We start from the raw sequence: 24,953 nt of genomic DNA, 5'->3' as shown, positions 1-24,953 counted from the left end.
GGAAGGCCTGTTTGGGCAGCGCGCCCGGCAGGACAGCAATGAGCATACCACGCGGCAGTTCATTTTCAATTAACTGGAGTGAGAGGGACTATCGAGCAGCAATGCCAGGGAGAGGTTCCTACTTATCCTTCTCCCGCTCCCCTTTGATCCATTCCAGCCGTTCCTTGATACTGCGTTCGTATCCCGATTCCTTGGGCTGATAGAAGCGTTTGCCGGCCAGCTGGTCCGGGAGGTACCCCTGGGCTACGTAGCCACCCTCGTAGTCGTGCGGGTAGCGGTACTCCTTGCCGTAGCCCAAGTTCTTCATGAGCTTGGTGGGGGCGTTGCGGATGTGGATCGGGACGGGGAGGGCGCCCGTCTGGCGCACTTCCGCAGAGGCCTGGTTGATCCCCAGGTAGGAGGCGTTGGACTTGGGGGCGGTGGCGAGATAGGTGACCGCCTGTCCGAGGATGATCCTTCCCTCCGGCATCCCCACCAGCTGGAACCCCTGGAGCGTCGAGATGGCGATCTGCAGCGCCCTGGGGTCGGCGTTTCCCACGTCCTCCGAGGCGAAGACCACCATCCTGCGGATGATGAAGAGGGGGTCCTCTCCCGCCTCCAGCATGCGGGCGAGCCAGTAGAGCGCCGCGTCGGGGTCGGAGCCGCGCATCGACTTGATGAAGGCGGAGATGACGTTGTAGTGCTCATCGCCCCCCTTGTCGTAGAGGATCGCCTTCTTCTGGAGCGCCTCGCGGGCGGTCTCCAGGGTGATCTCCCCGTCCTGGGCGAGCCGCGACGCGGTCTCCAGCGTGTTGAGCGCCATGCGCGCGTCGCCACCGGCCTGGTCGGCCATGAAGGCGAGCGCCTCGGGGGCGACGGTGAGATTCAGCACCCCAAGCCCACGCTCCCGGTCCTCGAGGGCGTTTTGGAGGATGCGGCTCACCTCCTCCTCGGTGAGGGGATTCAGCACCAGCACCTTGCAGCGTGACAGAAGAGGGGCGATGACCTCGAAGGAGGGGTTCTCCGTGGTGGCGCCGATCATGGTGAAGGTGCCGCGCTCGACGTAGGGGAGAAAGGCGTCCTGCTGGGACTTGTTGAAGCGGTGGATCTCGTCCACGAAGAGGATGGTCCGCTTCCCCTGGTACTTCAGGGTGTCCTCCGCCTCCTTGACCACCTCGCGGATCTCCTTGATCCCGCTCATGATGGCGGAGAAGAAGACGAAGTGGGACTCGGTGGCGTTGGCGATGATCTTGCCGAGGGTGGTCTTGCCGCTTCCGGGGGGGCCCCAGAAGATCAGCGAGGTGAGGCGGTCACTCTCGATGAGGCGGCGCAGCATCTTCCCTTCTCCGAGGAGATGGCTCTGTCCAAGGTATTCGGAGATGCTGCGCGGCCTCATCCTTTCGGCCAGGGGGGCGGTTTGGGAGGTGTTCTTGTCGAATAGATCCAATCAGTGCTCCATTTCGGCGCCGCCGGGGCGGATGTCGATCGGCTTGATCCCCCAGATCTCCTCGGCGTACTCCTTGATGGTCCGGTCGCTGGAGAATTTCCCCATGCCGGCCGCGTTGAGCACCGCTTTCCTCGCCCATTCCTCCTTGTTGAGGAAGAGGGCGCCGACCCGCTCCTGGCAGGCGACGTAGGAGGCGTAGTCGGCCAAGAGCATGTAGTGGTCTCCCAGGTTCAAAAGCGAGTCGGTAAGGGGAGTGAAGAGATCGGGGATCTCCGGGGAGAAGAAGCCGGAGGCGATCTGGTCCAGCACCCTCTTAAGCTCCGGGTCCGCGTTGTAGTAGTCCCTCGGGTTGTAGCGGCGCTCCTTGAGCTCGGCCACCTCGGCCGCGTTCAGCCCGAAGATGAAGATGTTGTCTCGGCCGACCTCCTCCATGATCTCGATGTTGGCGCCGTCCAGGGTCCCGATGGTGAGGGCGCCGTTCAAGGCGAACTTCATGTTGCCGGTTCCCGAGGCCTCGGTGCCGGCGGTGGAGATCTGCTCGGAGAGGTCGGAGGCGGGGAAGATGCTCTCGGCGAGCGTGACGCTGTAGTTGGCCAAAAAGACCACCTTGATGCGGCCGGCGACGTCGGGGTCGTCGTTGACCACCGCCGCGACGCCGTTGATCAGCCTGATGATGAGCTTGGCCGCCGCGTAGGCCGGGGCCGCCTTGCCGGCGAAGATGAAGGTGCGCGGCACCACGAAGGCCTTCGGGTTGTCCTTGATCCGGTTGTAGAGGGTGATGATGTGCAAGACGTTCAGAAGCTGCCGCTTGTACTCGTGGATCCGCTTGACCTGGACGTCGAAGAGCGAATCGGGGTCGACCTCGATCTCGTTCATCTTGTGGATGTAGCGGCAGAGCTTCTCCTTGTTCTTCCGCTTGACGTTCATCCACTTGGCCAGGAACTCGGGGTTGGCGGCGAGCGGCTTTAGCTTCGCGTTGAGCTCGTAGAGGTCGCGGGTCCAGCAGTCGCCTATGTACTCGTCGATCAGCGAGGAGAGGAGCGGGTTGGCCATCTTGAGCCAGCGGCGCTGGGTGATCCCGTTGGTCTTGTTGTTGAACTTCTCCGGGTACATCTCGTAGAAGTCGCGGAAGAGGTCCTTCTTGAGGATCTCGGAGTGCAGCGCCGCCACCCCGTTGACCGAATGGCTCCCGACGATGGCCAGGTGCGCCATGCGGATCTTCCTCTCCCAGTGCTCCTCGACGATCGACATGCGGGCGATCCGGTGCGGGTCGTCCGGGAAGGCCGCCTTGATCTCCTTGATGAAGTAGTCGTTGATCTCGTAGACGATCTGGAGGTGCCTGGGGAGGATCTGCTCGAAGAACCAGACCGGCCACTGCTCCAAGGCCTCGGGAAGGATGGTGTGGTTCGTGTAGGCGAAGACCCGCCTGGTGATGTCCCAGGCCTCCTCCCAATCGAGCTGCTCGAGGTCGATCAGCACCCGCATCATCTCGGGAATGGCGAGGGTGGGGTGGGTGTCGTTCAGCTGGATGGCCACCTTCTCGGGGAGTAGCCGCATGTCGGTGTGCATCTTCTTGAAACGGTAGAGGACGTCGTGCACGGTGGCCGAGGCGAGGAAGTACTCCTGCTTGAAGCGGAGCTCCTTACCCTCGATCACGTTGTCGGCCGGGTAGAGGACCTTGGAGATGGTCTCCGACTGCATCTTCTTTTCCACGGCACGGATGTAGTTCCCCTCGTTGAAGAAGCGGAGGTCGAATTCGCGGCTGGACTTGGCGCTCCAGAGTCTCAGCGTGTTGACCGTATGGGTCTGGTAGCCGGGGATCGGGGTGTCGTAGGCCATGGCCATGACGTCCTCGGTGTCCACCCACTCGCGGACGAGTTTCCCGGTCTCCTTGTCGATGGTGGTGATCACCCGGCCGTAGAACTTGACGGTGTGCAGGTGTTCCTGGCGGTCGAGCTCCCAGGGGTTGCGGTAGCGCAGCCAGTTGTCGGGGATCTCCACCTGGGCGCCGTCGGCGATGGCCTGGCGGAAGATGCCGTACTCGTAGCGGATCCCGTAGCCGTAGGCGGGGATGGACATGGTGGCCATGGAGTCGAGGAAGCAGGCGGCGAGACGCCCCAAGCCGCCGTTACCAAGCCCCGCGTCCTGCTCCTCGTTCAAAAGCTCCTCGAAGTCGCGCCCGAGCGACTCCACCGCCTCCTTGAAGTCGCCCCAGAGCCCGAGGTTGATCAGGCTGTTGCCGAGAGCCCGCCCCATCAGGAACTCCATGGAGATGTAGTAGACCCTCTTGTTGTCGAGGTTGTAGTAGGCCTGCTGGGTATCCAGCCAGCGCTCCACCAGGTGGTTTCTCACCGCGTAGGCGAGCGCGTTGAAGGCGTCGTACTTGGTGGCGGAGTATTTGTCTTTGCCGAGGGTGTATTCGAGGTGTTCCAGGAAGGTCTTGATGATGGTCATCTGCTTGTCGAGCTCTTCGCTGACGCCGATCATCTCCCCCGTCATGGGGGTGTCGTCTTGAGTCATGCCGGTTCCCTCTTCCGTCAGAAGCCCATCAGTCATGAGACCACCCGTAGAAAGCACAATGGAGTACGCCTCCGGAGCCTTGTTACAAGCGGCTGGAGGCGATGGAGTTTCCGTTGGACATGGTAAAGTATATATGCTAGTAAATCCTAGATTACAATACAAGTAAAGGGGCGTTAGTGAAAAAAGTCGCCATTTTTGCCAAAGTCCACGACCCCCGTTGTCTGGGTGTCGCGCAACAGTTGACTGAGTGGCTGGCGCAGCGTGGCGTGACCGCGAAAGTGGAGGATCACCTCTCCAAACGGCTGCGTCGGCCGAGCCAGACGCAGACGGTGGAGAGCTCGGAAATAGCCCAAGACGCCGACCTCATCGTGGTGCTCGGGGGCGATGGAACCCTGATCGCCGCCTCCCGCATGGTGGGGGAGGCCGAAGTCCCCATCCTGGCGGTAAACCTCGGAAGCTTAGGCTTTCTGACCGAAATCACCCTCGACGAACTCTATCCCTCCGTGGAACGCTGCCTCGCCGACGATTACGAGGTGAGCGAGCGGATGATGCTGCTCGCTATGGTGGAGCGCGAGGGCGAGGTCATCGAAAACCACCGGGTCTTGAACGACGTGGTCATCAACAAGGGGGCCCTGGCCCGCATCATCGACATGGAAACCTCGGTCGACAGCCGCTACCTGACCACCTTCAAGGCCGACGGCCTGATCGTATCCACCCCCACCGGTTCCACCGGTTACTCGCTTTCCGCCAACGGTCCGATCATCCATCCGGCCCTGGAGTGCATCTCCATCACCCCCATCTGCCCCCACACGCTGACGAACCGGCCGCTGGTGGTGGCCAAGGACGCCGACATCGACATCAAGCTCGTCTCCGGAGTCGACGAAGCGGTCTTTCTCACCCTGGACGGCCAGGTGGGGGTCAAGCTCGTGAACGGCGACCTGGTGAAGATCCGGCGCTCCGAGCACGTCACCCGCCTGGTCCAGTCCCGCAGCAAGGATTACTTCGAGGTCTTACGGACCAAGCTCAAGTGGGGCGAGAGGTAAACCTCTCTATATTCCTTTTGTCCTGCCGTCAACGATCCCCTATCCCGGCGGGAGAGGGAGAGCCTTACCGGTGGGAATTTGGCCATTGCCTGTTTCTGACAAGGGGCGACCAATCAAGCCATGCTAAGAGAACTGCTGATCACCAACCTGGCCATCATCGAGAAGCTCCACGTGGAGTTTCGACCGGGGCTCAACATCCTGACCGGGGAGACCGGCGCCGGGAAATCCATCATCATCGACGCGGTGAACCTGATCCTCGGCGGGCGGGCGAGCTCCGAGCTGATCAGGACCGGTGCCGAGGAGGCGTCGGTGGAGGCGGTCTTCGACCTGGAAGGTGCCCCGGCCCTGCGTGAGCGCCTTTCCGAGAACGGCATCGACTGCGAGGGGGACGAGCTCCTGGTGCGCCGTACCGTCTCCCGCAGCGGCAAGAACCGCGTCTTCATCGGCGGGGGGCTCGGCACCATCGCCACCCTGGGCGAGGTCACCCGCTCCCTCATCAACATCTGCGGGCAGCACGATTCCCAGTCCCTTCTGCGGACCGAACACCATCTCCGCCTGCTGGACGGCTATGCCGGCGCCCTCGAGCTGCGCGCCTCCTTCGCCGCCCGCTTCGAGCAGTACCAGCAGGCCCGCCATAAGCTGGAAGCGCTGGAACAGGGGGAGCGCGAGGCCGCCCGCCGGCTCGATCTCCTCTCCTTCCAAAGTGGCGAGATCGCCGAGGCGAAGCTCTATGTCGGCGAGGAAGAGGAGCTCGAGGAGGAACGCGAGCGGCTTGCCCACGGCGAGAAGCTCCTGGGGCTCTCCCAGCAGGCCTTCGAGGCCATCTACGGAAGCGATGCCGCCATCCTCGGGACCCTGCGCCGGGTGATCTCCGGGGTGGCCGAGGCGGGCTCCTACGACAAGACGCTCTCCCCGGTGGCCGAGGCGCTGGAAGGGGCCTACGCCCAGCTCGAAGACGCCTCCTTGACCCTGCGCGACTATGCGGCCAACGTGGAGGCCGACCCGGGGCGCCTGGAGCAGCTCGAGGACCGGCTCGACCTCATCAACCGGCTGAAAAGAAAATACGGCGCCGACGTGGCCGAGGTCTTAGCCTACGCCGCGGAGGTGGACCGGGAGCTCGCCACCCTCTCCAACCGGGAGGAGGCCAAGGAGGAACTCTCCCTGCGGATCGCCCGGCTGAAGGAGGAGCTCGTCGAGCTCGGCGCCCACCTCTCTAAGAAACGCGCCGATGGGGCCCAGTCCCTCAAGGCCGGGATGGAGCGGGAACTGGCCGAACTGGCCATGACCCACGCCGTCTTCGAGACCTCCTTCGAGCCGAGCGCCGAGCCGCGCGCCTACGGCTTCGAGAAGGCCGAGTTCCTCTTTTCCCCCAACCCCGGCGAGCCCCCCCGCCCGCTGGCCAGGGTCGCCTCCGGGGGCGAGCTCTCCCGCCTGATGCTCGCCTTGAAGCAGCTCCACCCCGAGAGTGAGGTCCCCACCCTCATCTTCGACGAGGTGGACACGGGAATCGGCGGGGCGACCTCGGCCCTGGTCGGGGTGAAACTCAAGAAGGTGGCCGGCAGCCAGCAGGTGCTGGCCATCACCCATCTCCCCCAGGTGGCGGCCTTTGCCGATCTCCATCTCCGGGTGGAGAAGGGGGTGCGCGACGGGCGGACCGCGACCTCGGTGCAGACGCTGGACGGGGAGGGGAGGATCGCCGAGGTGGCCCGCATGCTGGGGGGCGCCCGGGTGACCGAGAAGACCCTGGAGCACGCCAGGGAGATGATTCAGGAGGCAGCAGCATGATCAGGAAGGCAAAGATCAGCGACGTGAAGGAGATCCAGAAACTTCTGACCGGGTACGCGAACAAGGGGGACATGCTCTCCCGCTCGCTCTCCGAGCTTTACGAGTCGCTGCGCGATTTCTACATCTTCGAGGAGGAGGGGAAGCTTCTGGGTACCTCCGCCCTGCACATCGTATGGGAGGACCTGGCCGAGGTCCGTTCGGTGGCGGTGGCCGCCGAGGCCGGAAGGCGCGGCGTCGGAAGCCAGGTGGTGGGGGCCTGCCTCGACGAGGCGCGCACCCTGGGCCTTAAGAGGCTCTTCTGCCTGACCTACAAGCCGGAATTCTTCTCCAAGCTCGGCTTCAAGGTGGTCGACAAATCGGAGCTCCCCCACAAGGTCTGGGGGGACTGCATCAAGTGCGTGAAGTTCCCCGACTGCGACGAGATCGCCATGATCCTCGATCTCTAAAAGGGAAGGGGAGGGGAGGCGCTCATGGAACAAATGGCGAGACAGGCGGATGCCGTCGAGGCGCTCCTGAAGGAGAAGGGGGTGACGGGGTACGAGATCGTGGCGGTCAACTCCCGCGACTTGAACCTGGAGGCCAAGGAGGGAAGGCTCGATACCTTCCGCTTCGCCGAGCCGTCGGGGGTGGCGGTCCGGGTGCTCGACGGCGATGGGCTCGGCTTCTCCTTCTCGACCGCCATGGACCGGCCGGCCCTCGAGCGGATGGTGGAGGGGGCCCTGGTGGCCGCCAGGCTGCAAAGCTCCGATCCCTGCCACGGATTCCCGATCCCGGCCGCCCGTTATCCGGAGGTCCCCGGCCTTTTCGACCCGCAGCTTTCCGCCGTTTCCGAGGAGGAGAAGATCGAGCGGGTGCTCGAGCTCGAGCGCCTGGTCCTCTCGCGCGATCCGCGCCTGAAAAGGGTCCGCAAGTGCAGCTACAGCGACTCCCGCTACGAGACCCTGATCAGGAACTCCCACGGCCTCGAGGCCTTCTACCGGGGCTCCCAGGTCTCCGCCAGCGTCTCGGTGATCGCCGAGGAGGGGGGAGCCGCCCAGATGGGGTGGGATTTCGACTACGCGAACCGCTACGACGGCCTCGACCTCGCCACCCTCGCCGACCGCGCCGCCCGCAAGGCCACCTCGCTCCTTGGCGCCGGCACCCTCCCCACCATGCGCTGCCCGGCCGTGCTCGACAACCGGGTGGCCGCCGACCTGCTCGACGTCCTTTCCTCCTCCTTTCTCGCCGAAAACGTCCACAAGGGAAAATCGCTGCTGGCCGGCCGGGTGGGGGAGCGGCTCTTCTCGGATCGGATCACCATCAGGGACGAGGGGCTGCGTCCGGGTGGAATGGGGACCGCCCCCTGCGACGGCGAAGGGGTGCCGCAGCAGAACACCCTGCTGGTCGACCAGGGGGTGGTGAAGGGATTTCTCTTCGATACCTACTGGGGAAAGAGGATGGGAGCGGCCTCGACGGGGAACTCCTCCCGTGGGGGGATCAAGGCGCCTCCCCGGATGGGTGCGCATAACCTCTTCATCGAGCCGGGGAGCGGGGGTGCGGAGGAGCTTCTGGCCGGTATCGGCCGCGGGGTGCTTATCACCGACGTGATGGGGATCCATACCGCCAATCCCATCTCCGGCGATTTCTCGGTGGGCGCTTCGGGATTCTACCTCGAGAACGGGGAGATCGTCCGTCCGGTGAAGGGGATCGCCATCGCCGGCAATCTCCTGGAGATATTCCGCGGGGTGGACCGGGTTGCCGGAGACCTCCGTTTCTTCGGATCCTCCGGCGCACCTTCGCTACGGCTCGCCGAACTGGACGTCAGCGGCTCCTAGTTGTTGAGAATTTCGATCAGCCTGCGCACGAACGGGCTCACCACGGCGTAGTGCACCTCGACCCCGTCACGGGTCCCCTCGATGATCCCCTTGTTCTTCAAAAGCGCCAGGTGCTGGGAAACGGTCGCCTGGGGAAGTCCCAGGCATTCCCAGATATGCTTCACGTTGCACTCCTGGGTGCAGAGTCCTGCCACTATCTTGAGCCGGATCGGGTGCCCGAGCACCTTCAGCATTTCGGCTTCCTTCCCAAATTCTCTCGTCTTGTCAAATGCCAATTTCACAACCTCCGGTTATTCCTACCGGAATAGTCTATATATAGGAATTGATTTTTTGTCAATCGCCATTATCAAGAACGGTAGATCCGTTCGCTGAAGTGGCAGGCGGCGCGGTGTCCCGGCTCCTTCTCGGAAAGATCCGGCGGCACCTCGAGGCAGATCTTCTCCGCGTAGGGGCACCGGGTATGGAAGGGGCAGCCGGAAGGTGGGGAGAGCGGGGAGGGGAGCTCGCCGCGGGCGATCACCCGGCGTCTTCTCTTCTCCGGATCGATGCTCGGGATGGCGCTTAAAAGCGCCTCCGTGTAGGGGTGCAGCGGCGAGGAGAGGACCTGGTCCCGGCTGCCGCTCTCCACGATCCGGCCAAGGTACATGATGGCGATCCGGTCGCTCAGGTGCTTTAAGACCGAGAGGTCGTGGGTGATGAAGAGGAAGGAGAGCTTCAACTCCCTCTGCACCTCCTGCAAAAGGTTCATGATCTGGGCCTGGATGGAGAGGTCGAGGGCGGAGACCGGCTCGTCGGCGATGATCACCTTGGGAGAGACGGCGAGGGCCCGGGCGATCCCTATCCGCTGCCTTTGGCCCCCTGAGAACTCGTGCGGGAAGCGGGTCAGCTGGTCGCCGGAGAGTCCCACCCGCTCGAGAAGCTTAGCCACCCGCTCGCGCCGCCCGGCCACGCTCCCTATCTTATGGATGGCGAGCGGCTCGGCGATGATGTCGTAGACCCGCATGCGGGGATTGAGGGAGGAGAAGGGGTCCTGGAAGATCATCTGGACATCCTTCCGGAAAAGCGACAGCTCCCCCTTGGACATCTTCCAGAGATCCTTCCCCTGGTAGCGGATCACCCCTTCGGTGGGGGGCATGAGGGCGGTCAAAAGGCGCGCCAAGGTGGACTTTCCGCAGCCGGACTCGCCGGCGATTCCCAGGGTCTCCCCCGGCATGATGGCGAGCTCGACGCCGGCCACCGCGGTGAGCACCCGCTTCTCGCCGAAGGCGCTGCCGTGGACCGGGAACTGGCGGTAGAGGTTTTCGGTGGAGAGGATCGGGTTCATGTTGCCTTCAGGCAGCGGACCAGGTGGCCCGGGCCTGCCTCCGTCATTTCGATGGGGTGGCGGCTGCAGCCGTCGTCGCCGATGGGGCAGCGGGCGCGGAAGGCGCAGCCGGCGATATCCTCGCGCAGGTCCGGCACCGTGCCGGCGATGGTGGCCAGCGGCTCGCCGGGACGGCCGAATTCGGGGAGCGAGGCGAGAAGTCCCCGGGTGTAGGGGTGGAGCGGGTTCTTGAAGAGCTCGGCGGTGGAGGCCATCTCCACGATCTGCCCCGCGTACATGATGGCGGTGCGGTGGGCCCTTTCGGCCACGATGCCGAGGTTGTGGGTGATCAGGATGAGACCCATCCGGTTCTCGTCCTTGAGGCGGTCGAGGAGCTCCAGGATCTGGGCCTGGATGGTGACGTCGAGGGCGGTGGTCGGCTCGTCGGCGATGAGGAGCTCGGGGCGGCAGGCGAGCGCCATGGCGATCATGACCCGCTGACGCATCCCTCCGCTCAACTGGTGCGGGTAGTCGGCGGTCCGCTCGGCCGGCGCGGGGATGCCGACCTCGGAGAGGAGCTTTTCGGTCTCCCGGGCGGCCTCCGCCTTGGAGAGACCGCGGTGGATCCGGAGCCCCTCGCCGATCTGCATCCCGATGGTGAAGACCGGGTTCAGGGAGGTCATGGGGTCCTGGAAGACCATGGCCATCCGGTTGCCCCGGATCCTCCGCATGGCGTCCTCGGAGAGGGCGAGCAGGTCCTCCCCCTGGAAGAGGATGGAGCCCGCCACGATCTTGCCGGGAGGGGGAACCAGCCGCATGATGGAGGCGGCGGTGATGCTTTTGCCGCACCCCGATTCGCCGACCAGGGCCAGGGTCTCCCCCGCCTCGAGCTCGAGGTCCACCCCGCGCACCGCCTTGAGGACGCCGGTGGGGAGACGGAACTCGGTGCGCAATCCTTTGACCTGCAGAAGAGTTGACAAAAGCGGCTCCTTGTGGCGGCATTTCTACCCCATCCTCACCCCGCCCCTCCCCTTGAAGGGGAGGGAGCCCCTGGCCACCTTCTCTCCTCGATGGATCGAGAAATGAGACGTAAGCGGCGATCGGAGCGGGCTTTGCGTAGCGTTCCTTCTCCTTCAAGGAGAAGGAGAGGTTGAGGATGGGGGTGGTGCAAAAAGAAAGGGCGGTCGAAGCAGGTCGTGCTGGATTTGGGGAAGACCGGATGCTCGATCGCCGGGGGGAGCGTCCTGCCGGATTCCGGCGGGACCTCAGTCGCCAGGCACATTTATAGCATCATTCGGCGGCTTGGGCAATCCGGGAGTGGTAGATGCTCGTGGAGTGCTGCTTCCGTACCCGCTCGGCGGCGAGCTGGGCGACCAGGGTCTCCTCGCCGGAATCGTCCGGGAGGGCGGCCAGCACCGCCTCCCGCTGCTGCGCCGGGGTGGCGTGGCGGTCCGGGAGGAAGTTGGGGGTCTTGAGGAGATCGATGAAGATGGGGACCAGCACCGGGTCGAACTGGGTGCCGGCGTTTTCCGCGAGCTCCTGGATGGCCAGGTCCACCCCCAAAGCCTTTCGGTAGGGGCGGTCGGAGGTCATGGCGTCGAAGGAGTCGGCGATGGCCAGGATGCGGGACTCCAAAAGGAGATCGTCGGCGGTGAGCTGGTTGGGATACCCGAGGCCGTCGTAGCGCTCGTGGTGCTGCCCGATGCAGAGCCTCACGTCGTGGAGGAACTCGATCGGCTCCAGGATCCTCATCCCGATGTTGGGATGCTGCTGCAGCTCCTCGACGTCCGCCTCGGTGAGGTTGGCCTCCTTGTGGAGCAGCGAGAGATCGATGCCGATCTTGCCGATATCGTGGAGGATGGCCGCCCGCTCGATGACCTTGAGGCGGTCCTGCGGGAGCTCCAGCTTGCGGGCTAAAGCCAGCGAGAACTTGGTCACCCGCTCGGAATGGCCGCGGGTGTAGCTGTCGGAGGCCTCGATGGCGGAGACCAGGGCCTGGATGGTGTTCAGGTAGGTCCTCTGCTGCTCGTCGTAGAGCATCGCGTTCTTGATGGCGATGGAGGCCTGGGCGGCGATGGTGCTCAACAGCTCCAGCTCTTCGTGGTTGTAGGTGGTGCTGTCCGCCTTGTTCACCATGGTGAGGGTGCCGATGATCTCGTCCTTCACCATGAGCGGGGCGCAGATCACCGTCTTGCGTTCGTACCCCAGAAGGCTGAAACGGTCGAACTCGGGGTTCTGGTTGATGTCCGAGATCAAAAGCGGCTTGCGGTTGGTGATCACCCAGGTGGAGACCCCGGTCTCCTTCATCGGGACCTTCCCTTCGCTGGGGAGGGGATCGTTCAGCCCGATCAGGTTGGTGACCCGGAGGATCTCGCAGTTGGGATCGTAGAGGATGATGTAGCCGATCTGGGCCTGCAGCGTCTCCATGGTGGTCTTCACCACCAGGTGGTAGAGGCTTTCCACCTCCATGGTGGAGTTGATGGCAAGACCCAGGCGGTAGAGGGTGGAAAGCTTGGCGACCGCCTTCTCGAGGTTGGTGTTCTTATCCTCCAGCTCCCCGGCCAGGTCCGCGATCTTGTAGTTGGCCTCCTCGATCTCCTCGATCCGCTCCTCGAGCGTGATGTTGAGGTTCTCGATCTCCCGGATCTGCTCCTCGAGCCGCCCGTTCATCAGGTGGGTCTCGCGGTGGAAGGAGAGCTTCTCCTGGGCGCGGGCGAGCTCGCGCTCGTGGGAGATGGTCCTTTCCATCATCGCCTTCAATCTCACCACCATCCGGTTGAAGCTTTCGGACAGGCTCTTCATCTCCACCGAGCTGGTGATCTGCACGCGGTGGTCGAAATCTCCCTGCTCGACCTGCTCCATGTAGGCGACGAGCCTCCGGATGGGGCGGTCGACATAGAGATAGAGGAGGGCGCAGATGGTGACGAAGGTGAGGATGATCAGGGTGGCGCTGGAGGCGACCGCGGTGTCGCGCTCGCGGCTTAGGAAGTTGTTGAGGTAGTCGAGGGAGAGGCGGATCTCCAAGAGCCCGAGCGTCTCCTGTCCGGCGGGGTGGCACTGGTAGCACTGGGGGGCGTTGAAGATCTTGGCGTAGGAGATGAACAGTCCGTCGTCGGGAAGGATGTTCAGATTCGGAGAGGTGGGGCGGTGCTGGGGCGCCTCGACGGTCCGGGTCCCGATCTCGGCGGGGTCGGCCGAGTTGAGGATGACCCCGTTGGTGTCCACGATCCTGATCGACTTGACCAGCTCGCGGGACTTGATGCGGCGGAAGATGTTCCCCACCTCGTCGGAGCGCCCGGAGAGCATGGCATTGCCGATGCTGCTCTTGATGGTCTCCACGAGAACGGAGGTGTTGCGGTTGGCAATCTCGTGCAGCATCTCTTTCTGCTGCACGTAGTTCATGTATGATACGGACGATATCACCAAAATCAGGATCAGTGTTACCAGTGCCAAAATCTTGATTTTGAGAGAATTAACCATCGACCCCGTCCGCATTAGGATAAAACAGTACACACCGCGATTTCGCGCAGTCATTGCCCAGCGATATAACGCAATTTCACCGAGATAGCAACAGTTATTTCGGGAGTTGGAGCTAACGAAAGCCAGCTTCCCCGCGCCATCGCGGCCGTTTAGAGTGTCACGGCCGGCGGTCTTTGTCTGCCGTGCTCGGGCGCCCATCAATTTAATGATATTAAAAGCAAACCGCTTGCCAATTATGGAGCCGGCGCACTTTCTTAGAAACATAAAATTATTGACTTTGCGGGCAGTTCCATGGTTTATATTTGAGGCTTTTAGCAAGGGCCCCAGTCGGCCTGTGGTGCATGGATTACATGAGCTTTTTCAGGATTTTCATCATACTGGTTGTCTGTCTGGTCGCGGGTGGTAGTTCCGCCGCCTGGCGGCCGGAAACCATCAGGGTTGCCGTGGTCAAGGGGGGCGATACCCTCCAGCTGGACGGTACCGGGGTGCTATTGACCGACACCCGCGGGGAACCGCTCAGGATCGAGATGCCGATCGAGGTCAGGCGCGCCGGGAGCCGGATCACCGCCAACGGTGTCACCATCTCCGGCCTGGTCGCCTCGGCGCCGGTCCGGATCGACGTGAACGGCAAGGGGTACCGGGGGATCGTCGAGGTCACCTCGGGCGACCGCGGGCTCCTCGTGGTGAACGAGCTTCCCATCGAGGACTACCTGATCGGCCTCATCAACTGCGAGATCTCCTCCTCCTGGCCGCTGGAGGCGGTGAAGGCCCAGGCCGTCATCGCCCGTTCCTACGCGGTCTACCAGAAAAATACCCGCCGCGGTGCCCCCTACCAGCTCGAGTCGAGCGTCATGGACCAGGTCTACGAAGGGTGCGACATCGAGGACAGCCGAGCCGCCCGCGCGGTGCTGGAGACCGCCGGCGAGGTCCTCACCTACGACGACAAGGTCATCCAGGCCTTCTATCATTCCAATTGCGGCGGTCACACCGAGAACTCGAAGAACGTGTGGGGGATGTCGCTTCCGTACCTGCGCGGGGTCCCTTGCCGCTACTGCCTGGACGCGAACCCCATGCGCTGGGATCTCAAGCTTCCGCTCAAGAAGGTGGAGGTGGCGCTCAGGGCCGCCGGCTACCAGGTTGGGGGGGTGAGGGATATCCGGGTGCAGTCGAGAAACGAAAGCGGCCGCGTCCAGGAGCTTACCGTCTCCGGCTCCCGGGGGCGGGTCGCCGTTTCCGGGGTCGCCTTCCGCAAGGCCATCGGTTACGGCGTGGTGAAAAGTACCAACTTCGAGATCAGGATGGCCGGCGACGAGGCGCTCATCAGCGGCACCGGGAGCGGGCACGGCGTCGGCCTTTGCCAGTGGGGGGCCAAGCAGCGGGCCGCCGACGGCTTCGACTACCAGGAGATCCTGTCCTACTACTATCCCGGGGTGAAGCTTGCCAAGGGGTACGGCCAGTAAGATGCTCCTTTCCGACTTCGATTACCAACTGCCCCCCGAGCTGATCGCCCAGCATCCGGCCGAACGCCGCGACGCATCCCGGGTGATGACCGTCGACCGCGGAAACGGTGCGCTCGGGGAGACGTCGGTCCCGGGCATCGCCTCGCTCTTCAGGCCGGGGGACGTCCTGGTCCTCAACGACACCCGGGTGATCCCGGCCCGCCTGCTGGGGAAGAAGGAATCGGGGGGCGCGGTGGAGATCTTCCTGGTCCGCCGGCTAAACGGCGAGGGGGAGCTCTGGAGCTGCCTCATGAAGGCCTCCAAGACCCCGGGCCCCGGCTGCCGGGTGCTCCTGCCCGGCGACGTCACCGCCACGGTGACCGCCCGCGAGGATGGCGAGTGGCGGGTCCTCTTCGAGGGAGCCGAGGATTTCATGGGGTGGCTGGAGGGGGCGGGGAGCATGCCGCTTCCCCCCTACATAAAGAGGAGCCCCGAGGGGGAGGACCGGGAGCGGTACCAGACCGTGTTCGCCCGCGAGAAGGGGGCGGTGGCCGCTCCCACGGCGGGACTCCATTTCACTCCGGAACTGCTCGACGCCATCCGGGCGCGGGGCGTGGAAATCGCGCCGCTCACCCTGCACGTGGGGCTGGGGACCTTCATGCCGGTCCGGGTGGAGGATCTCTCCCGGCACAGCATGCACCGGGAGATCTACCGGATCCCGCAGTCCACCGTCGACGCCATCGCCTCCTGCAAGGCGGCCGGGGGGAGGGTGGTGGCCCTGGGAACCACGTCGCTAAGGGCCCTGGAGCACGCGGCGGCCACCGGAGAAATCAAGGCCGGGGAACGGGAAGCCGATCTCTTTATCCTTCCCGGATACTCTTTTAAGGCAGTAGATGCTCTGATAACAAATTTTCATCTCCCCAAATCCACCCTATTTATGCTAGTGTGCGCTTTTGGCGGCCAGGAGACCATGACAGCCGCCTACCGGGAGGCAGTCAAAAGGCGCTTCCGGTTCTTCAGTTACGGCGACGCGATGTTCATAAGCTAGGGCGTAGCGGGAAGTTTCCCAGACACAGGATAGTTTTTTGCCGGCACTCACCTTTGAATTGATAAAGAAAGACCCGGGCTCCGCTGCCCGGCTCGGCTCTCTGACAACCACGCACGGCAAGATTGAGACTCCGATCTTCATGCCGGTGGGTACCCAGGCCACGGTCAAGGCGATGACCCCCGAGGAGCTCACCGAGGTCGGCTCCCAGATCATCCTGGCCAACACCTATCACCTCTACCTGCGTCCCGGGCACGAGCTGATCGGCCGGCTGGGGGGGCTGCACCGCTTCATGCACTGGAACGGCCCCATTCTCACCGACAGCGGAGGGTTCCAGGTCTTCTCGCTCGGAGAGCTGAGGAAGATCACCGAAGAGGGGGTGAAGTTCCGGTCGCACATCGACGGCTCCACCCACTTCATCTCTCCCGAGGTTTCCATCGCCATCCAGGAGGCGTTAGGCTCCGACATCGCCATGGTCTTCGACGAATGCCCGCCGTACCCCGCGGAGCGCTCCTACGTGCAGAAGTCGCTGGAGCTCACCACCCGCTGGGCCAGGCGCTGCAAGGAGGCCCATCGCCGGGAGGACCAGGCCCTGTTCGGGATCGTGCAGGGGGGGATGCACCCCGAGCTGAGAAGAGAGAGCGCCCAGCAGCTGCAGGAGATCGGCTTCGACGGCTATGCGCTCGGTGGGCTTTCGGTGGGCGAGGAGAAGGGGCTCATGCACGAGATGATGCAGGCCTGCTCCGATATCCTCCCGGAAAACGGACCGCGCTACATCATGGGGATCGGGGCCCCCGAGGACCTCATCGAAGGGATCCACGCCGGCTTCGATATGTTCGACTGCGTGATGCCGACCAGGAACGCCAGAAACGGCGCCCTTTTCACCGGCACCGGGAGGATCAACATCAAGTCGGCCGTCTTTGCCGAGGACACCGGCCCCATCGATCCGGAATGCGACTGCTACGTCTGCCGCAACTACAGCCGCGCGTATCTGAGGCACCTGTACCGGAGCCAGGAGATCCTGGCCTCCCGGCTGAACACCTGGCACAACCTGCACTTCTACCTGAAGCTCATGGAGAAGGCGCGGGGCGCCATCGCCGAGGGGCGCTTCGCCGAGTTCCGGCGGGAGTTTTACGCAAAGCGGGGGATGGTCCCTCTCGTCTAAACGGCGGATAAAGTCAAAAACTTTGCACGCGGATCAAGGCGGATTAAACGGATTTGCGCGGATAAGGCTTAAAAAGGGGTTAAGGCTCAAACAATAAAAAGTTTTTCGCTTGATCCGCCTTTATCCGTTAAATCCGTGTCATCCGCGTTCTATCGCTTTTTAATTTTTAGTTTTTAGTTGTTTTTTCACATTCCACCCAGGAGGTAACAGTATGTTTGGTTTGGCGTTTGCTATGGCGCCCCCGTCCGGCGGAGCTGCCGGGGCTGCCGGGCCGCTGGCCCAGTTTCAGGGGATGATTCCCCTCATCTTGATGTTCGCCATCTTTTACTTCCTCCTCATCAGGCCCCAGCAGAAGAAGGCCAAGGAGCACAGGGCCCTCCTGGATGCCCTGAAGAAAGGGGACCAGGTAGTGACCGCCGGCGGTATGCACGGCAAGGTGACCGCGCTCGACGACCAGGTGGTGACCCTGGAGATCGCCCCGGGCGTCAACGTCAAAATCAACAAGGGCTACATCGCAACGGTCAAGAAGGACTAGCATCATCAAACTCCCGAAAGGAGCTTTTCCATGACGAAAGGCTATACCTGGCGTATCTCCCTCATCGCTGTTTTTATTATCGCCTCGTGCATCTACATGGTGCCGACGCTCGCTTCCCAGCTCCCTTCCTGGTGGAGCGGGGTGCTTCCCAAGGACAAGATCCATCTCGGTCTTGACCTGCAGGGTGGTACTCACCTTGTTATGGAGGTAGAGACCCAGAAGGCGGTCGAGGGCTCCCTGGACCTGATCGCCACCGACCTGGAGGATTCCCTCAACTCCCAGAACCTGCGCTTCAAAAACATCGGCAAGCTCGGGTCCGACAAGGTCCAGCTGGTCCTGTACGATCGCGCCACCGCCGATAACGTGCAGAAGATGGTCAAGAAGAAGTATCCCGACCTCGAGATCCTCCCGGCCTTCGACGAGGGTGGCTTCGTCAACATGCAGCTTCGCATCAACGAGAAAGAGGCCCAGGTCCGCAAAGACCGCGCCGTCGCCCAGGCGCTGGAGACCATCCGTAACAGGATTGACCAGTTCGGCGTCTCCGAGCCGGTGATCCAGCGCGAGGGGATCGACCACATCGTCGTCCAGCTCCCGGGCATCAAGGATCCCAAGCGCGCCATCGACCTGATCGGCAAGACCGCCCGCCTCGAGTTCAAGCTCGTGGACGAGAACGTGAACGCCGCCACCGCTACCCCGTCGAGCGTTCCCGACGACGACGAGCTCCTCTTCGAGAAGAAGACCGACGCCACCACCGGCGCCGTTTCCGAGACCCCGCTCGTCGTGAAGAAGAAGGCGATGATCACCGGCGACCTTCTGACCGACGCCCAGATCAGGATCGATTCCCAGTACAACCAGCCCTACGTCGCCATCGAGTTCAACTCCACCGGCGCACGGCTCTTCGACCAGGTGACCGCCGCCAACGTCGGCAAGCGCTTCGCCATCGTGCTCGATAACAACATCTACTCCGCCCCGGTCATCCGCGAGCGTATCTCGGGCGGCAGCGCCCAGATCTCCGGTTCCTTCACCGAGAAGGAAGCCGCCGACCTGGCCATCGTGCTGCGTGCCGGCTCGCTCCCCGCGCCGGTCAAGATCCTCCAGAACGTCACCGTCGGTCCTTCCCTCGGTCAGGACTCCATCCACAAGGGTCTCATGGCCGGTCTGGCCGGCGTCGCCTTGGTGGTCATCTTCATGGGGATCTACTACCGGGCGGCCGGCATGGTGGCCAACTTCGGGATGGTGCTCAACCTCGTGTACCTGATGGGGTCCCTGGCCGCCCTGGGCGCCACTCTGACCCTGCCCGGCATCGCCGCTATCGTCCTCCTCGTCGGTATGTCGGTCGACTCCAACGTCCTCATCTTCGAGAGGATCCGTGAGGAGTTGAAGCTCGGCAAGACGCCACACGCGGCGCTCGACGCCGGCTACGACAAGGCGTTTTTGACCATCATGGACTCGCACGTCACCACGCTGATCACTGCCGCCGTGCTCTTCCAGTTCGGCACCGGCCCGGTCAAAGGTTTCGCCGTCTCCCTGAGTCTTGGTGTCATCATCAACCTCTTCACGTCGCTGGTCGGCACCAAGGTCATCTTCGATGCCTTCCTGGACCGCGTCCACGTGAAGCGACTGAGCATATAAGGGGAGGGGATCATGTCAATGGAACTGCTTGGAAAGACCAACATCGATTTCATTGGGATGAAGAAGGTTTCCTTCGTCATCTCCGGAATTTTCGCCATCATCGGGCTGATCGGTATCGTGCAGATCGCCCGCGGCGCCGCCAACATGGGTATCGACTTCTCGGGCGGCACCGAGATCCAGCTCAAGTTCGCCCAGCCGGTCAGCACCGAGCAGGCACGCTCCGCCCTCTCCAAGGAGGGGATCAAGGAAGTGGACCTGCAGGAGATCAAGGACGGCAATAAGCTCCTCGTCAAGATGAGGAAGAGCGGCAAGGTGGCCGACGCCGTGGAGGCCGCCTTCAAAAAGGAGATGCCGGGCAACCCTTACACGGTGGACAGCTCCACCGAAATTGGCCCCTCCATCGGCGATAAACTCAAGCACGACACCATGATCGCCGTGATCATCTCCATGCTGGGGATCGTCGTCTACATCGCCTGGCGGTTCGACTACAAGTTCGGGGTAGGGGCCGTAGTTGCCACCATGCACGACGTGCTTTTCATGATCGCCGTCTTCTACGTTGCCGGGAAGGAGGTCAACCTCCTGTTCATCACCGCGGTGTTGACCATCGCCGGTTACTCGCTCACCGACACGGTCGTCGTCTTCGACCGTATCCGCGAGAACCTTCACAAGAGCCTCAAAGACCCGCTTCCCCAGGTCTTCAATCGCAGCATCAACGAGGTCCTTTCCCGTACCATCGTCACCTCGCTGACCGTCTTCCTGGCGTCCGTCACCCTGTTCCTGTTCGGGGGTGAGGTGATTCACGACTTCGCTTTTGCACTTCTTTGCGGCGTGCTGGTCGGCACTTACTCCTCCATCTTTGTGGCAAGCCCCATCGTGGCCCTGTGGGAGAAACCCGCCGAAGAGGCGAAAGCCTAAGGAGATTTCCGTGAGCAAGGAGAACGTTCTCACCCTCGTCGTGGCCGCCATCATCGGCCTCCTCGGCGGCTACCTGGTCATCAACATCGCCGGTCACAAGCAGCAGCTTCCGGCGGAGGTTTCGATTCCTCAGGGGGCCGGATCCCCGATGGATTACCAGAAGCGGATTGCCGAGGCCGAGAAGATCGTGGCGAAGGACCCGACCAACGCCCAGGTCTGGAACCAGCTCGCCAACGACTACTTCGATACCGATCAGGCCCAAAAGGCGGTCAACGCGTATTCGAAGGTAATCGAGCTGGAGCCGAAGAACGTGAATGCCATGACCGACCAGGGGATCATGTACCGGAAGATCGGCTGGTACGACAAGGCGATCGCCAACTTCGAGAAGGCGCAGTCGATCGATCCCAAGCACCTGCAGAGTCTGTATAACCTCGGCGTGGTGTACATGGTCGATCTCAAGCAGCCCGAGAAGGCCAAGGAGATATGGACCAAGTATCTCCAGTTCGATTCCACCAGCCCGACGGCCCAGCAGATCAAGGCCGACATTTCCGCCATGCCCGCCGGCATGGGTAAAGGAATGGGTGGTAAATAGCCCACGAAAACAAAAGGCCCTGCCGACCGGCAGGGCCTTTTTTCGTACCACCGTTTCTGCTGGGCAACTACAAGTTGTTCCGTCCCTCCCTCGGGTCCAGGGCGCAATGCGCATCAAGCTTAGTCGCAGCGACCAGGAAGAAGATGTTGCGCGTGGTGACGGAAAGGAAGGTAATGAGGGCGATACTTCTCGCAGTAACGTTGTTGTTGTGGTCCAGCACACTGTTCGCCGAGGTCTTCACCTGGACGGACAGCCAAGGCACCCAGCATTTCACCGACGATTCCCGGACAATCCCTCCCAAATACCGGAAGAAAGCGGTCCCACTCAAGGGATTCGACCAGCCCGAGGAAGCTCCGGTGGTGGCTAAGCCGGCGGTTTCCACCGCGGCGCCCGTGGCCCTCTCGAAGCGGGAAGAGCAGCCGAATACGCCTCCCCAGCCGCAGACGGAGCTCGATCGATTGGCGAAGTCTCTGCTGGAAAGTGCGTCCACCGACAGAGACAAGGCCTACGCCGCTTTCGCCTGGATCCGTTCCAACATCTACTACGACAACGCTTCCAAGTGGCAAAGAAGATACGGCCAGCACGGCGGTGACCAGAGTCCGGAAGGAGTACTCGCCGCGAAGAGAGGGGTCTGTGAAGGAATGGCCAATCTCTTCGCGGCGCTCACCGAGAAGATGGGATTGCCAAGCGCGGTCGTCACCGGCAGGGCCAGCGGCTTTCGCCAGGAAGCCCACGCCTGGAACGCCGTGAAGGTGGACGGGAAATGGGGGCTTGTCGATGTCACCCGCCACAGCTTCCTCAACCCGCCCGAGGATTTCCTCAATCACCACTTCCCAAACGACCCGCAATGGCAGCTTCTGGAGAAGCCCCTGACCTACCAGGAATGGCTCAAACGGTAGGCCGTTTGGGTGCCCCGCGAAGGCAATAACCACGCCGGAACAGCTGCAAGTAGCAGGTGGTAGATGACCGAGTTGACCGAGGATCAAAAGTTGTCGCGCGCATTGCGCAGCAGACTGCGGGAGCTTTGCGCAACTGCGCGACGGGACGCGCTCGTTTTCGCGGTATCGACGGTGTTGTTGACCCCCGTCGCCTTTGTGGTCTTCATATTCACCATGATTTTTGCTTTTGGGATGGTGAATCGCGGATGGATCGAGCATCTGGTGTACCGGGACTCCTTTCTCGCCGGGGTTAACCTCTGCCTCGCCTTCATGGGGATATCGTATTTTCTGCGCCCCAAGGAGAAATATCTTTGTCATGACGATGACAATACCTGGGCCTTCGCGGGCATGGTGATCTTCTGTGTAATCCTCGCTTTCTCCTACCTTACCCGTCTACCCGTCTCCCATGCCGGCTGGTTCTGGTCCCTTTATCTCATCTTGGCCATGGCCATGCTGGGATGTCTCGGCAAAGCCTACGAGCCCCATGACGACTATTACATCGGCTGGGTAGTCGGACCGTACCTGGTCGACAATCCTTTCACCCTTCGCGACGACCTTGACCGAGCCCATATCAGCCTCGGTTTTGCCGGGTCGGTCGCTAACTTGATCCTTGAGTCATACGGTGCCTTGTTGGGTAGCCGGTGGCTTTGGCGCGGTCTTGCGGAATCGGAACTGAACGATGCCGTGATCGTGGTGCGAAAACTGGCCCTGCAGGACTTTGCCGGTGCCACGGTGCACATTCGCGACTCCCGCTCCGCGGCAGACATCATACGAGCTCTCTCCAAGCTTGAACTGGTGATGTTCGAAAAAGGGCGCTTGAAACTCACGTTTAAAGGCGTCGATTTCGTTTCAGGCCATGACAACCGTTTGAAAACCGGAATCCAGTAAGCCCGCGGGCTGGGCGCTCCGTACCCAAGCGGTAGATGGACCAGCTTGTCGGCAAAAGACCAGCGGCCCGGTGGGCAGGGGGCCGCCCACCCTACACTTTTCCTGCCATCGACCAGATCTTCAAAAATTAGTACTGAACGGCTGTGATCCTCTCTTAGGGCTTTCACTGAGCGGTGGTGAGAAGGGGAGGGGGAGGGTTGCAAAGTTGCAAAGTTGGGATACGTTTTGCGTGTTGACGTAGTGGCTTTGGCAACTTCCGCTTTGTCATAGTCGGCCGGGAACGACCCGGGGCTCGTGAAGTTGCTGGAACAGATCGGGAAAGAAAGAGGTACCGATTCCTGATGGCGACGGACCGTGCCAGCGGAAGTAGTAGGTTTGTTGACTTCACGAGAGATCGCTCCGGCCAAGTCGTTCATGCGGGGGTGATCTTCGTCGTAATCGTCATCCTCTATGCCAGCAGCCTGCACAGTTATCTCCTGTTCCACAGCCTCATCGAAGTCACCACCATTGCCATCGCCTTTTCCCTCGTTACCCTCACCTGGAATTCCCGCCGGTTTCTGACCTCCGGCTGTATCAAGGTGCTCGGCATCGGCTACGGTCTCATTGCCATCATCGACCTGATCCATACCCTCACCTACAAGGGAATGGGGGTCTTCCCCGCGTATGGTGCGAACCTCCCCACCCAACTCTGGATCGCGGCGCGCTCACTGCAGGCTCTGCTGCTCTGCGTGGCTCCCCTTTACGCCCGGCGCAACCTCGACGAGCACGCTTTCCTCGCCATAGCCCTCGTCGCCACGGGTACCGTCACCACGCTGGTCTTCACCGGGGATTTCCCCGACTGCTTCATTGAGGGGAAGGGGCTGACCCCGTTCAAGATCGCCGCCGAATACCTGATCAGCGCCACCCTTTTTGGGGCCCTGATCCTCTTCGTCAGGGTGCGGTCGGCGTTCAACGCGAAGGTCTTTGGCCTTCTGGTGGCCGGCATCGTCTGTACCATCGGGTCGGAGGTCGCCTTCACCTCGTACGTCAGTGTGTACGGCTCTGCCAACATGATCGGGCATTTCCTGAAGCTCGCCGCCTTCGCGCTGGCCTACCGGGCCTTGATCGTCACCGGCGTCCAGCAACCGTTCGAAGTGATCTTCCGTGACCTGAAGCAGGCCGAACTGGCCCTGCTCCATCACCAGGAGACCCTCGAGGAGCAGGTACGGGAGCGGACCGTTGCCTTGGAAGAGGAGGTGGCAGAGCACCGGCTGGCCGAGGTGGCCCTTTCCCGCCTGAACCGGGAACTGCGGGCCATCAGCAGGTGTAACGAGGTGCTGGTGCGGGCCGAGGACGAGCAGACGCTGCTGGACGAAATCTGCCGCATAGTCTGCGAGGAGGGGGGATACCGGATGGCGTGGGTGGGATACGCCCAGGACGATCCGGCTAAGAGTGTCACCCCGGTGGCGAGGGGGGGACTCGATGACGGCTACCTGGCAGAGGCGCGGATAACCTGGGCCGATACCGACCTGGGGCGCGGTGCCACCGGAGCCTGCATCCGCAACGGCACCAGCGCCTGTTTCCAGGATTTCGCCACCGATCCCCTGGCTGTCCCCTGGAGGGAGAGGGCCTTGCAACGCGGCTACCGCTCGACCGTCTCGCTGCCGTTGAAGGACGAAAAGGGGGCAACCTTCGGGGCCCTTACCATATACGCCTCCCATCCCGACGCGTTCCCCCCGGACGAGATCAGGCTCCTGGAGGAGCTGGCCGCGGACCTCGCCTTCGGCATCCGGGGCCTGCGCAGCCGCCGCGCCCGCAAGGAGGCCGAGCGGACCAGCACGCTTCTCGAATTTGCCCTGGACAACGTGCGGGAGGCGGCCTTCCTGATCGACCAACAGGCGCGTTTTCTTTATGTGAACGAGGAGGCGTGCCGGGCGCTGGGATACCGGCGCGATGAACTTTTGACCCTGGGGGTAGCCGACGTCGATCCCGATTTTCCGGGCGACCGCTGGCCCGAGCACTGGGCGGAACTGAAGGAGCACCGTTCGCTCACCTTCGAAGGGCGTCACCGGACCAAGGGCGGAAGGCTTGTCCCGGTGGAGATCAGCGCCAACTACCTGGAGTACGATGGCCACGAATTCAATCTGGCGCTGGCGCGCGACATAAGCGAGAGAAAGAGCGCGGAGGAGGGGCTGAGATTCCTTAACGCCGAGCTGGAGCTCCGGGTCAAAGAGCGAACCGCCGAGCTGGAGATGAAGAACGAGGAACTGGAACACGCCAACAGGCTTTTCGTGGGACGGGAGCTGCGCATGGTGGAACTTAAGGAGCGGATCCGTGAGCTGGAAGGGCACGACGCCTGACCCGGGTTGACATCCCCGGCAATAATGGGTAAAGAGAAACCTCCCGCTTTTTGACGGTGATCCCCGGATACCTTGCAGGGATCATTACACTATT

At 62.5% G+C, this 24,953-nt stretch carries 20 protein-coding genes; 14 read left to right on the top strand and 6 right to left on the bottom strand.

What is annotated here, in order from left to right; all coding sequences use genetic code 11:
* Window positions 1–118: 118 nt before the first annotated feature.
* Both ACYVL5_RS16860 and ACYVL5_RS16855 read right to left on the bottom strand, forming a co-directional pair.
* Entirely contained in the window at window positions 119–1,426 is a 1,308-nt protein-coding gene (locus ACYVL5_RS16860; RefSeq protein ID WP_460596737.1) for a replication-associated recombination protein A, read from the bottom strand.
* Window positions 1,427–3,925, bottom strand: coding sequence for a glycogen/starch/alpha-glucan phosphorylase (locus ACYVL5_RS16855; protein ID WP_460596751.1), 2,499 nt, complete (start codon window positions 3,923–3,925; stop codon window positions 1,427–1,429).
* A gap of 197 nt (window positions 3,926–4,122) precedes the next feature.
* On the opposite strand from ACYVL5_RS16855, the gene ACYVL5_RS16850 reads away from it, so the two are divergent.
* From ACYVL5_RS16850 to ACYVL5_RS16835, 4 genes are all read left to right on the top strand, one after another.
* A complete protein-coding gene (locus ACYVL5_RS16850) occupies window positions 4,123–4,989 on the top strand; it encodes an NAD(+)/NADH kinase (RefSeq protein ID WP_460596736.1) in 867 nt (288 codons plus the stop codon).
* Between the two features lie 120 nt (window positions 4,990–5,109).
* Window positions 5,110–6,774, top strand: a complete 1,665-nt coding sequence (recN, locus tag ACYVL5_RS16845) for a DNA repair protein RecN (protein ID WP_460596735.1) — start codon at window positions 5,110–5,112, stop codon at window positions 6,772–6,774.
* Window positions 6,771–7,220 carry a GNAT family N-acetyltransferase gene (locus ACYVL5_RS16840; protein ID WP_460596734.1) on the top strand — a complete coding sequence of 150 codons (450 nt, stop codon included), beginning with the start codon at window positions 6,771–6,773 and terminating at the stop codon, window positions 7,218–7,220. The genes recN and ACYVL5_RS16840 overlap by 4 nt, the downstream gene beginning before the upstream one ends.
* A 24-nt stretch (window positions 7,221–7,244) precedes the next feature.
* Entirely contained in the window at window positions 7,245–8,588 is a 1,344-nt protein-coding gene (locus ACYVL5_RS16835) for a TldD/PmbA family protein (protein ID WP_460596733.1), read from the top strand.
* Here ACYVL5_RS16835 and ACYVL5_RS16830 read toward each other — a convergent pair.
* The 4 genes from ACYVL5_RS16830 to ACYVL5_RS16815 all read right to left on the bottom strand — a co-directional run bounded on the left by ACYVL5_RS16830 (window position 8,585) and on the right by ACYVL5_RS16815 (window position 13,371).
* Complete coding sequence (locus ACYVL5_RS16830; protein ID WP_460596750.1) at window positions 8,585–8,863, bottom strand: ArsR/SmtB family transcription factor; 279 nt, start codon at window positions 8,861–8,863, stop codon at window positions 8,585–8,587. The genes ACYVL5_RS16835 and ACYVL5_RS16830 overlap by 4 nt on opposite strands.
* A 71-nt stretch (window positions 8,864–8,934) precedes the next feature.
* Window positions 8,935–9,912 (bottom strand): ABC transporter ATP-binding protein, encoded by a 978-nt coding sequence (locus ACYVL5_RS16825; RefSeq protein WP_460596732.1) that lies wholly within the window; start codon window positions 9,910–9,912, stop codon window positions 8,935–8,937.
* On the bottom strand, window positions 9,909–10,871 hold the full coding sequence (locus ACYVL5_RS16820; protein ID WP_460596731.1) for an ABC transporter ATP-binding protein: 963 nt from the start codon (window positions 10,869–10,871) through the stop codon (window positions 9,909–9,911). Before ACYVL5_RS16820 ends, ACYVL5_RS16825 begins: the two co-directional genes overlap by 4 nt.
* A gap of 310 nt (window positions 10,872–11,181) precedes the next feature.
* Window positions 11,182–13,371, bottom strand: coding sequence for an HD domain-containing phosphohydrolase (locus ACYVL5_RS16815; protein WP_460596730.1), 2,190 nt, complete (start codon window positions 13,369–13,371; stop codon window positions 11,182–11,184).
* Between the two features lie 350 nt (window positions 13,372–13,721).
* Between ACYVL5_RS16815 and ACYVL5_RS16810 the strand changes: the two genes are divergently transcribed.
* The 10 genes from ACYVL5_RS16810 (at window position 13,722) to ACYVL5_RS16765 (ending at window position 24,859) form a co-directional block, all read left to right on the top strand.
* Complete coding sequence (locus tag ACYVL5_RS16810; RefSeq protein ID WP_460596729.1) at window positions 13,722–14,831, top strand: SpoIID/LytB domain-containing protein; 1,110 nt, start codon at window positions 13,722–13,724, stop codon at window positions 14,829–14,831.
* 1 nt (window position 14,832) lies between these two features.
* A complete protein-coding gene (gene queA, locus ACYVL5_RS16805) occupies window positions 14,833–15,858 on the top strand; it encodes an S-adenosylmethionine:tRNA ribosyltransferase-isomerase (protein ID WP_460596749.1) in 1,026 nt (341 codons plus the stop codon).
* A gap of 37 nt (window positions 15,859–15,895) precedes the next feature.
* Complete coding sequence (gene tgt, locus ACYVL5_RS16800; RefSeq protein ID WP_460596728.1) at window positions 15,896–17,020, top strand: tRNA guanosine(34) transglycosylase Tgt; 1,125 nt, start codon at window positions 15,896–15,898, stop codon at window positions 17,018–17,020.
* A gap of 211 nt (window positions 17,021–17,231) precedes the next feature.
* Window positions 17,232–17,555 carry a preprotein translocase subunit YajC gene (gene yajC, locus ACYVL5_RS16795; RefSeq protein WP_460596727.1) on the top strand — a complete coding sequence of 108 codons (324 nt, stop codon included), beginning with the start codon at window positions 17,232–17,234 and terminating at the stop codon, window positions 17,553–17,555.
* Between the two features lie 30 nt (window positions 17,556–17,585).
* A complete protein-coding gene (gene secD, locus ACYVL5_RS16790; RefSeq protein ID WP_460596726.1) occupies window positions 17,586–19,187 on the top strand; it encodes a preprotein translocase subunit SecD in 1,602 nt (533 codons plus the stop codon).
* An 18-nt stretch (window positions 19,188–19,205) separates the two neighbouring features.
* Window positions 19,206–20,102, top strand: a complete 897-nt coding sequence (gene secF, locus ACYVL5_RS16785) for a protein translocase subunit SecF (RefSeq protein WP_460596748.1) — start codon at window positions 19,206–19,208, stop codon at window positions 20,100–20,102.
* A gap of 10 nt (window positions 20,103–20,112) precedes the next feature.
* Complete coding sequence (locus tag ACYVL5_RS16780; protein ID WP_460596725.1) at window positions 20,113–20,694, top strand: tetratricopeptide repeat protein; 582 nt, start codon at window positions 20,113–20,115, stop codon at window positions 20,692–20,694.
* A gap of 173 nt (window positions 20,695–20,867) precedes the next feature.
* Window positions 20,868–21,593, top strand: a complete 726-nt coding sequence (locus ACYVL5_RS16775) for a transglutaminase domain-containing protein (protein ID WP_460596724.1) — start codon at window positions 20,868–20,870, stop codon at window positions 21,591–21,593.
* Between the two features lie 63 nt (window positions 21,594–21,656).
* Window positions 21,657–22,520, top strand: a complete 864-nt coding sequence (locus ACYVL5_RS16770) for a hypothetical protein (protein WP_460596723.1) — start codon at window positions 21,657–21,659, stop codon at window positions 22,518–22,520.
* 422 nt (window positions 22,521–22,942) lie between these two features.
* Window positions 22,943–24,859, top strand: a complete 1,917-nt coding sequence (locus tag ACYVL5_RS16765) for an MASE3 domain-containing protein (protein ID WP_460596722.1) — start codon at window positions 22,943–22,945, stop codon at window positions 24,857–24,859.
* Window positions 24,860–24,953: the final 94 nt, after the last annotated feature.

It is taken from the genome of Geomonas sp. Red276 (genome assembly GCF_054784495.1).
This window is presented reverse-complemented; position numbering and strand designations above follow the sequence as displayed.

Excerpts from the sequence above, each read along its gene's own strand:
- ACYVL5_RS16810 (WP_460596729.1), top strand. The coding sequence starts at position 13,722 with ATGAGCTTTTTCAGGATTTTCATCATACTGGTTGTCTGTCTGGTCGCG.
- ACYVL5_RS16855 (WP_460596751.1), bottom strand. The coding sequence starts at position 3,925 with ATGACGGGGGAGATGATCGGCGTCAGCGAAGAGCTCGACAAGCAGATG.
- ACYVL5_RS16815 (WP_460596730.1), bottom strand. The coding sequence starts at position 13,371 with ATGGTTAATTCTCTCAAAATCAAGATTTTGGCACTGGTAACACTGATC.
- ACYVL5_RS16835 (WP_460596733.1), top strand. The coding sequence starts at position 7,245 with ATGGAACAAATGGCGAGACAGGCGGATGCCGTCGAGGCGCTCCTGAAG.
- secF (WP_460596748.1), top strand. The coding sequence starts at position 19,206 with ATGGAACTGCTTGGAAAGACCAACATCGATTTCATTGGGATGAAGAAG.
- ACYVL5_RS16840 (WP_460596734.1), top strand. The coding sequence starts at position 6,771 with ATGATCAGGAAGGCAAAGATCAGCGACGTGAAGGAGATCCAGAAACTT.
- ACYVL5_RS16825 (WP_460596732.1), bottom strand. The coding sequence starts at position 9,912 with ATGAACCCGATCCTCTCCACCGAAAACCTCTACCGCCAGTTCCCGGTC.
- recN (WP_460596735.1), top strand. The coding sequence starts at position 5,110 with ATGCTAAGAGAACTGCTGATCACCAACCTGGCCATCATCGAGAAGCTC.
- secD (WP_460596726.1), top strand. The coding sequence starts at position 17,586 with ATGACGAAAGGCTATACCTGGCGTATCTCCCTCATCGCTGTTTTTATT.
- ACYVL5_RS16775 (WP_460596724.1), top strand. The coding sequence starts at position 20,868 with ATGAGGGCGATACTTCTCGCAGTAACGTTGTTGTTGTGGTCCAGCACA.
- yajC (WP_460596727.1), top strand. The coding sequence starts at position 17,232 with ATGTTTGGTTTGGCGTTTGCTATGGCGCCCCCGTCCGGCGGAGCTGCC.
- ACYVL5_RS16770 (WP_460596723.1), top strand. The coding sequence starts at position 21,657 with ATGACCGAGTTGACCGAGGATCAAAAGTTGTCGCGCGCATTGCGCAGC.
- queA (WP_460596749.1), top strand. The coding sequence starts at position 14,833 with ATGCTCCTTTCCGACTTCGATTACCAACTGCCCCCCGAGCTGATCGCC.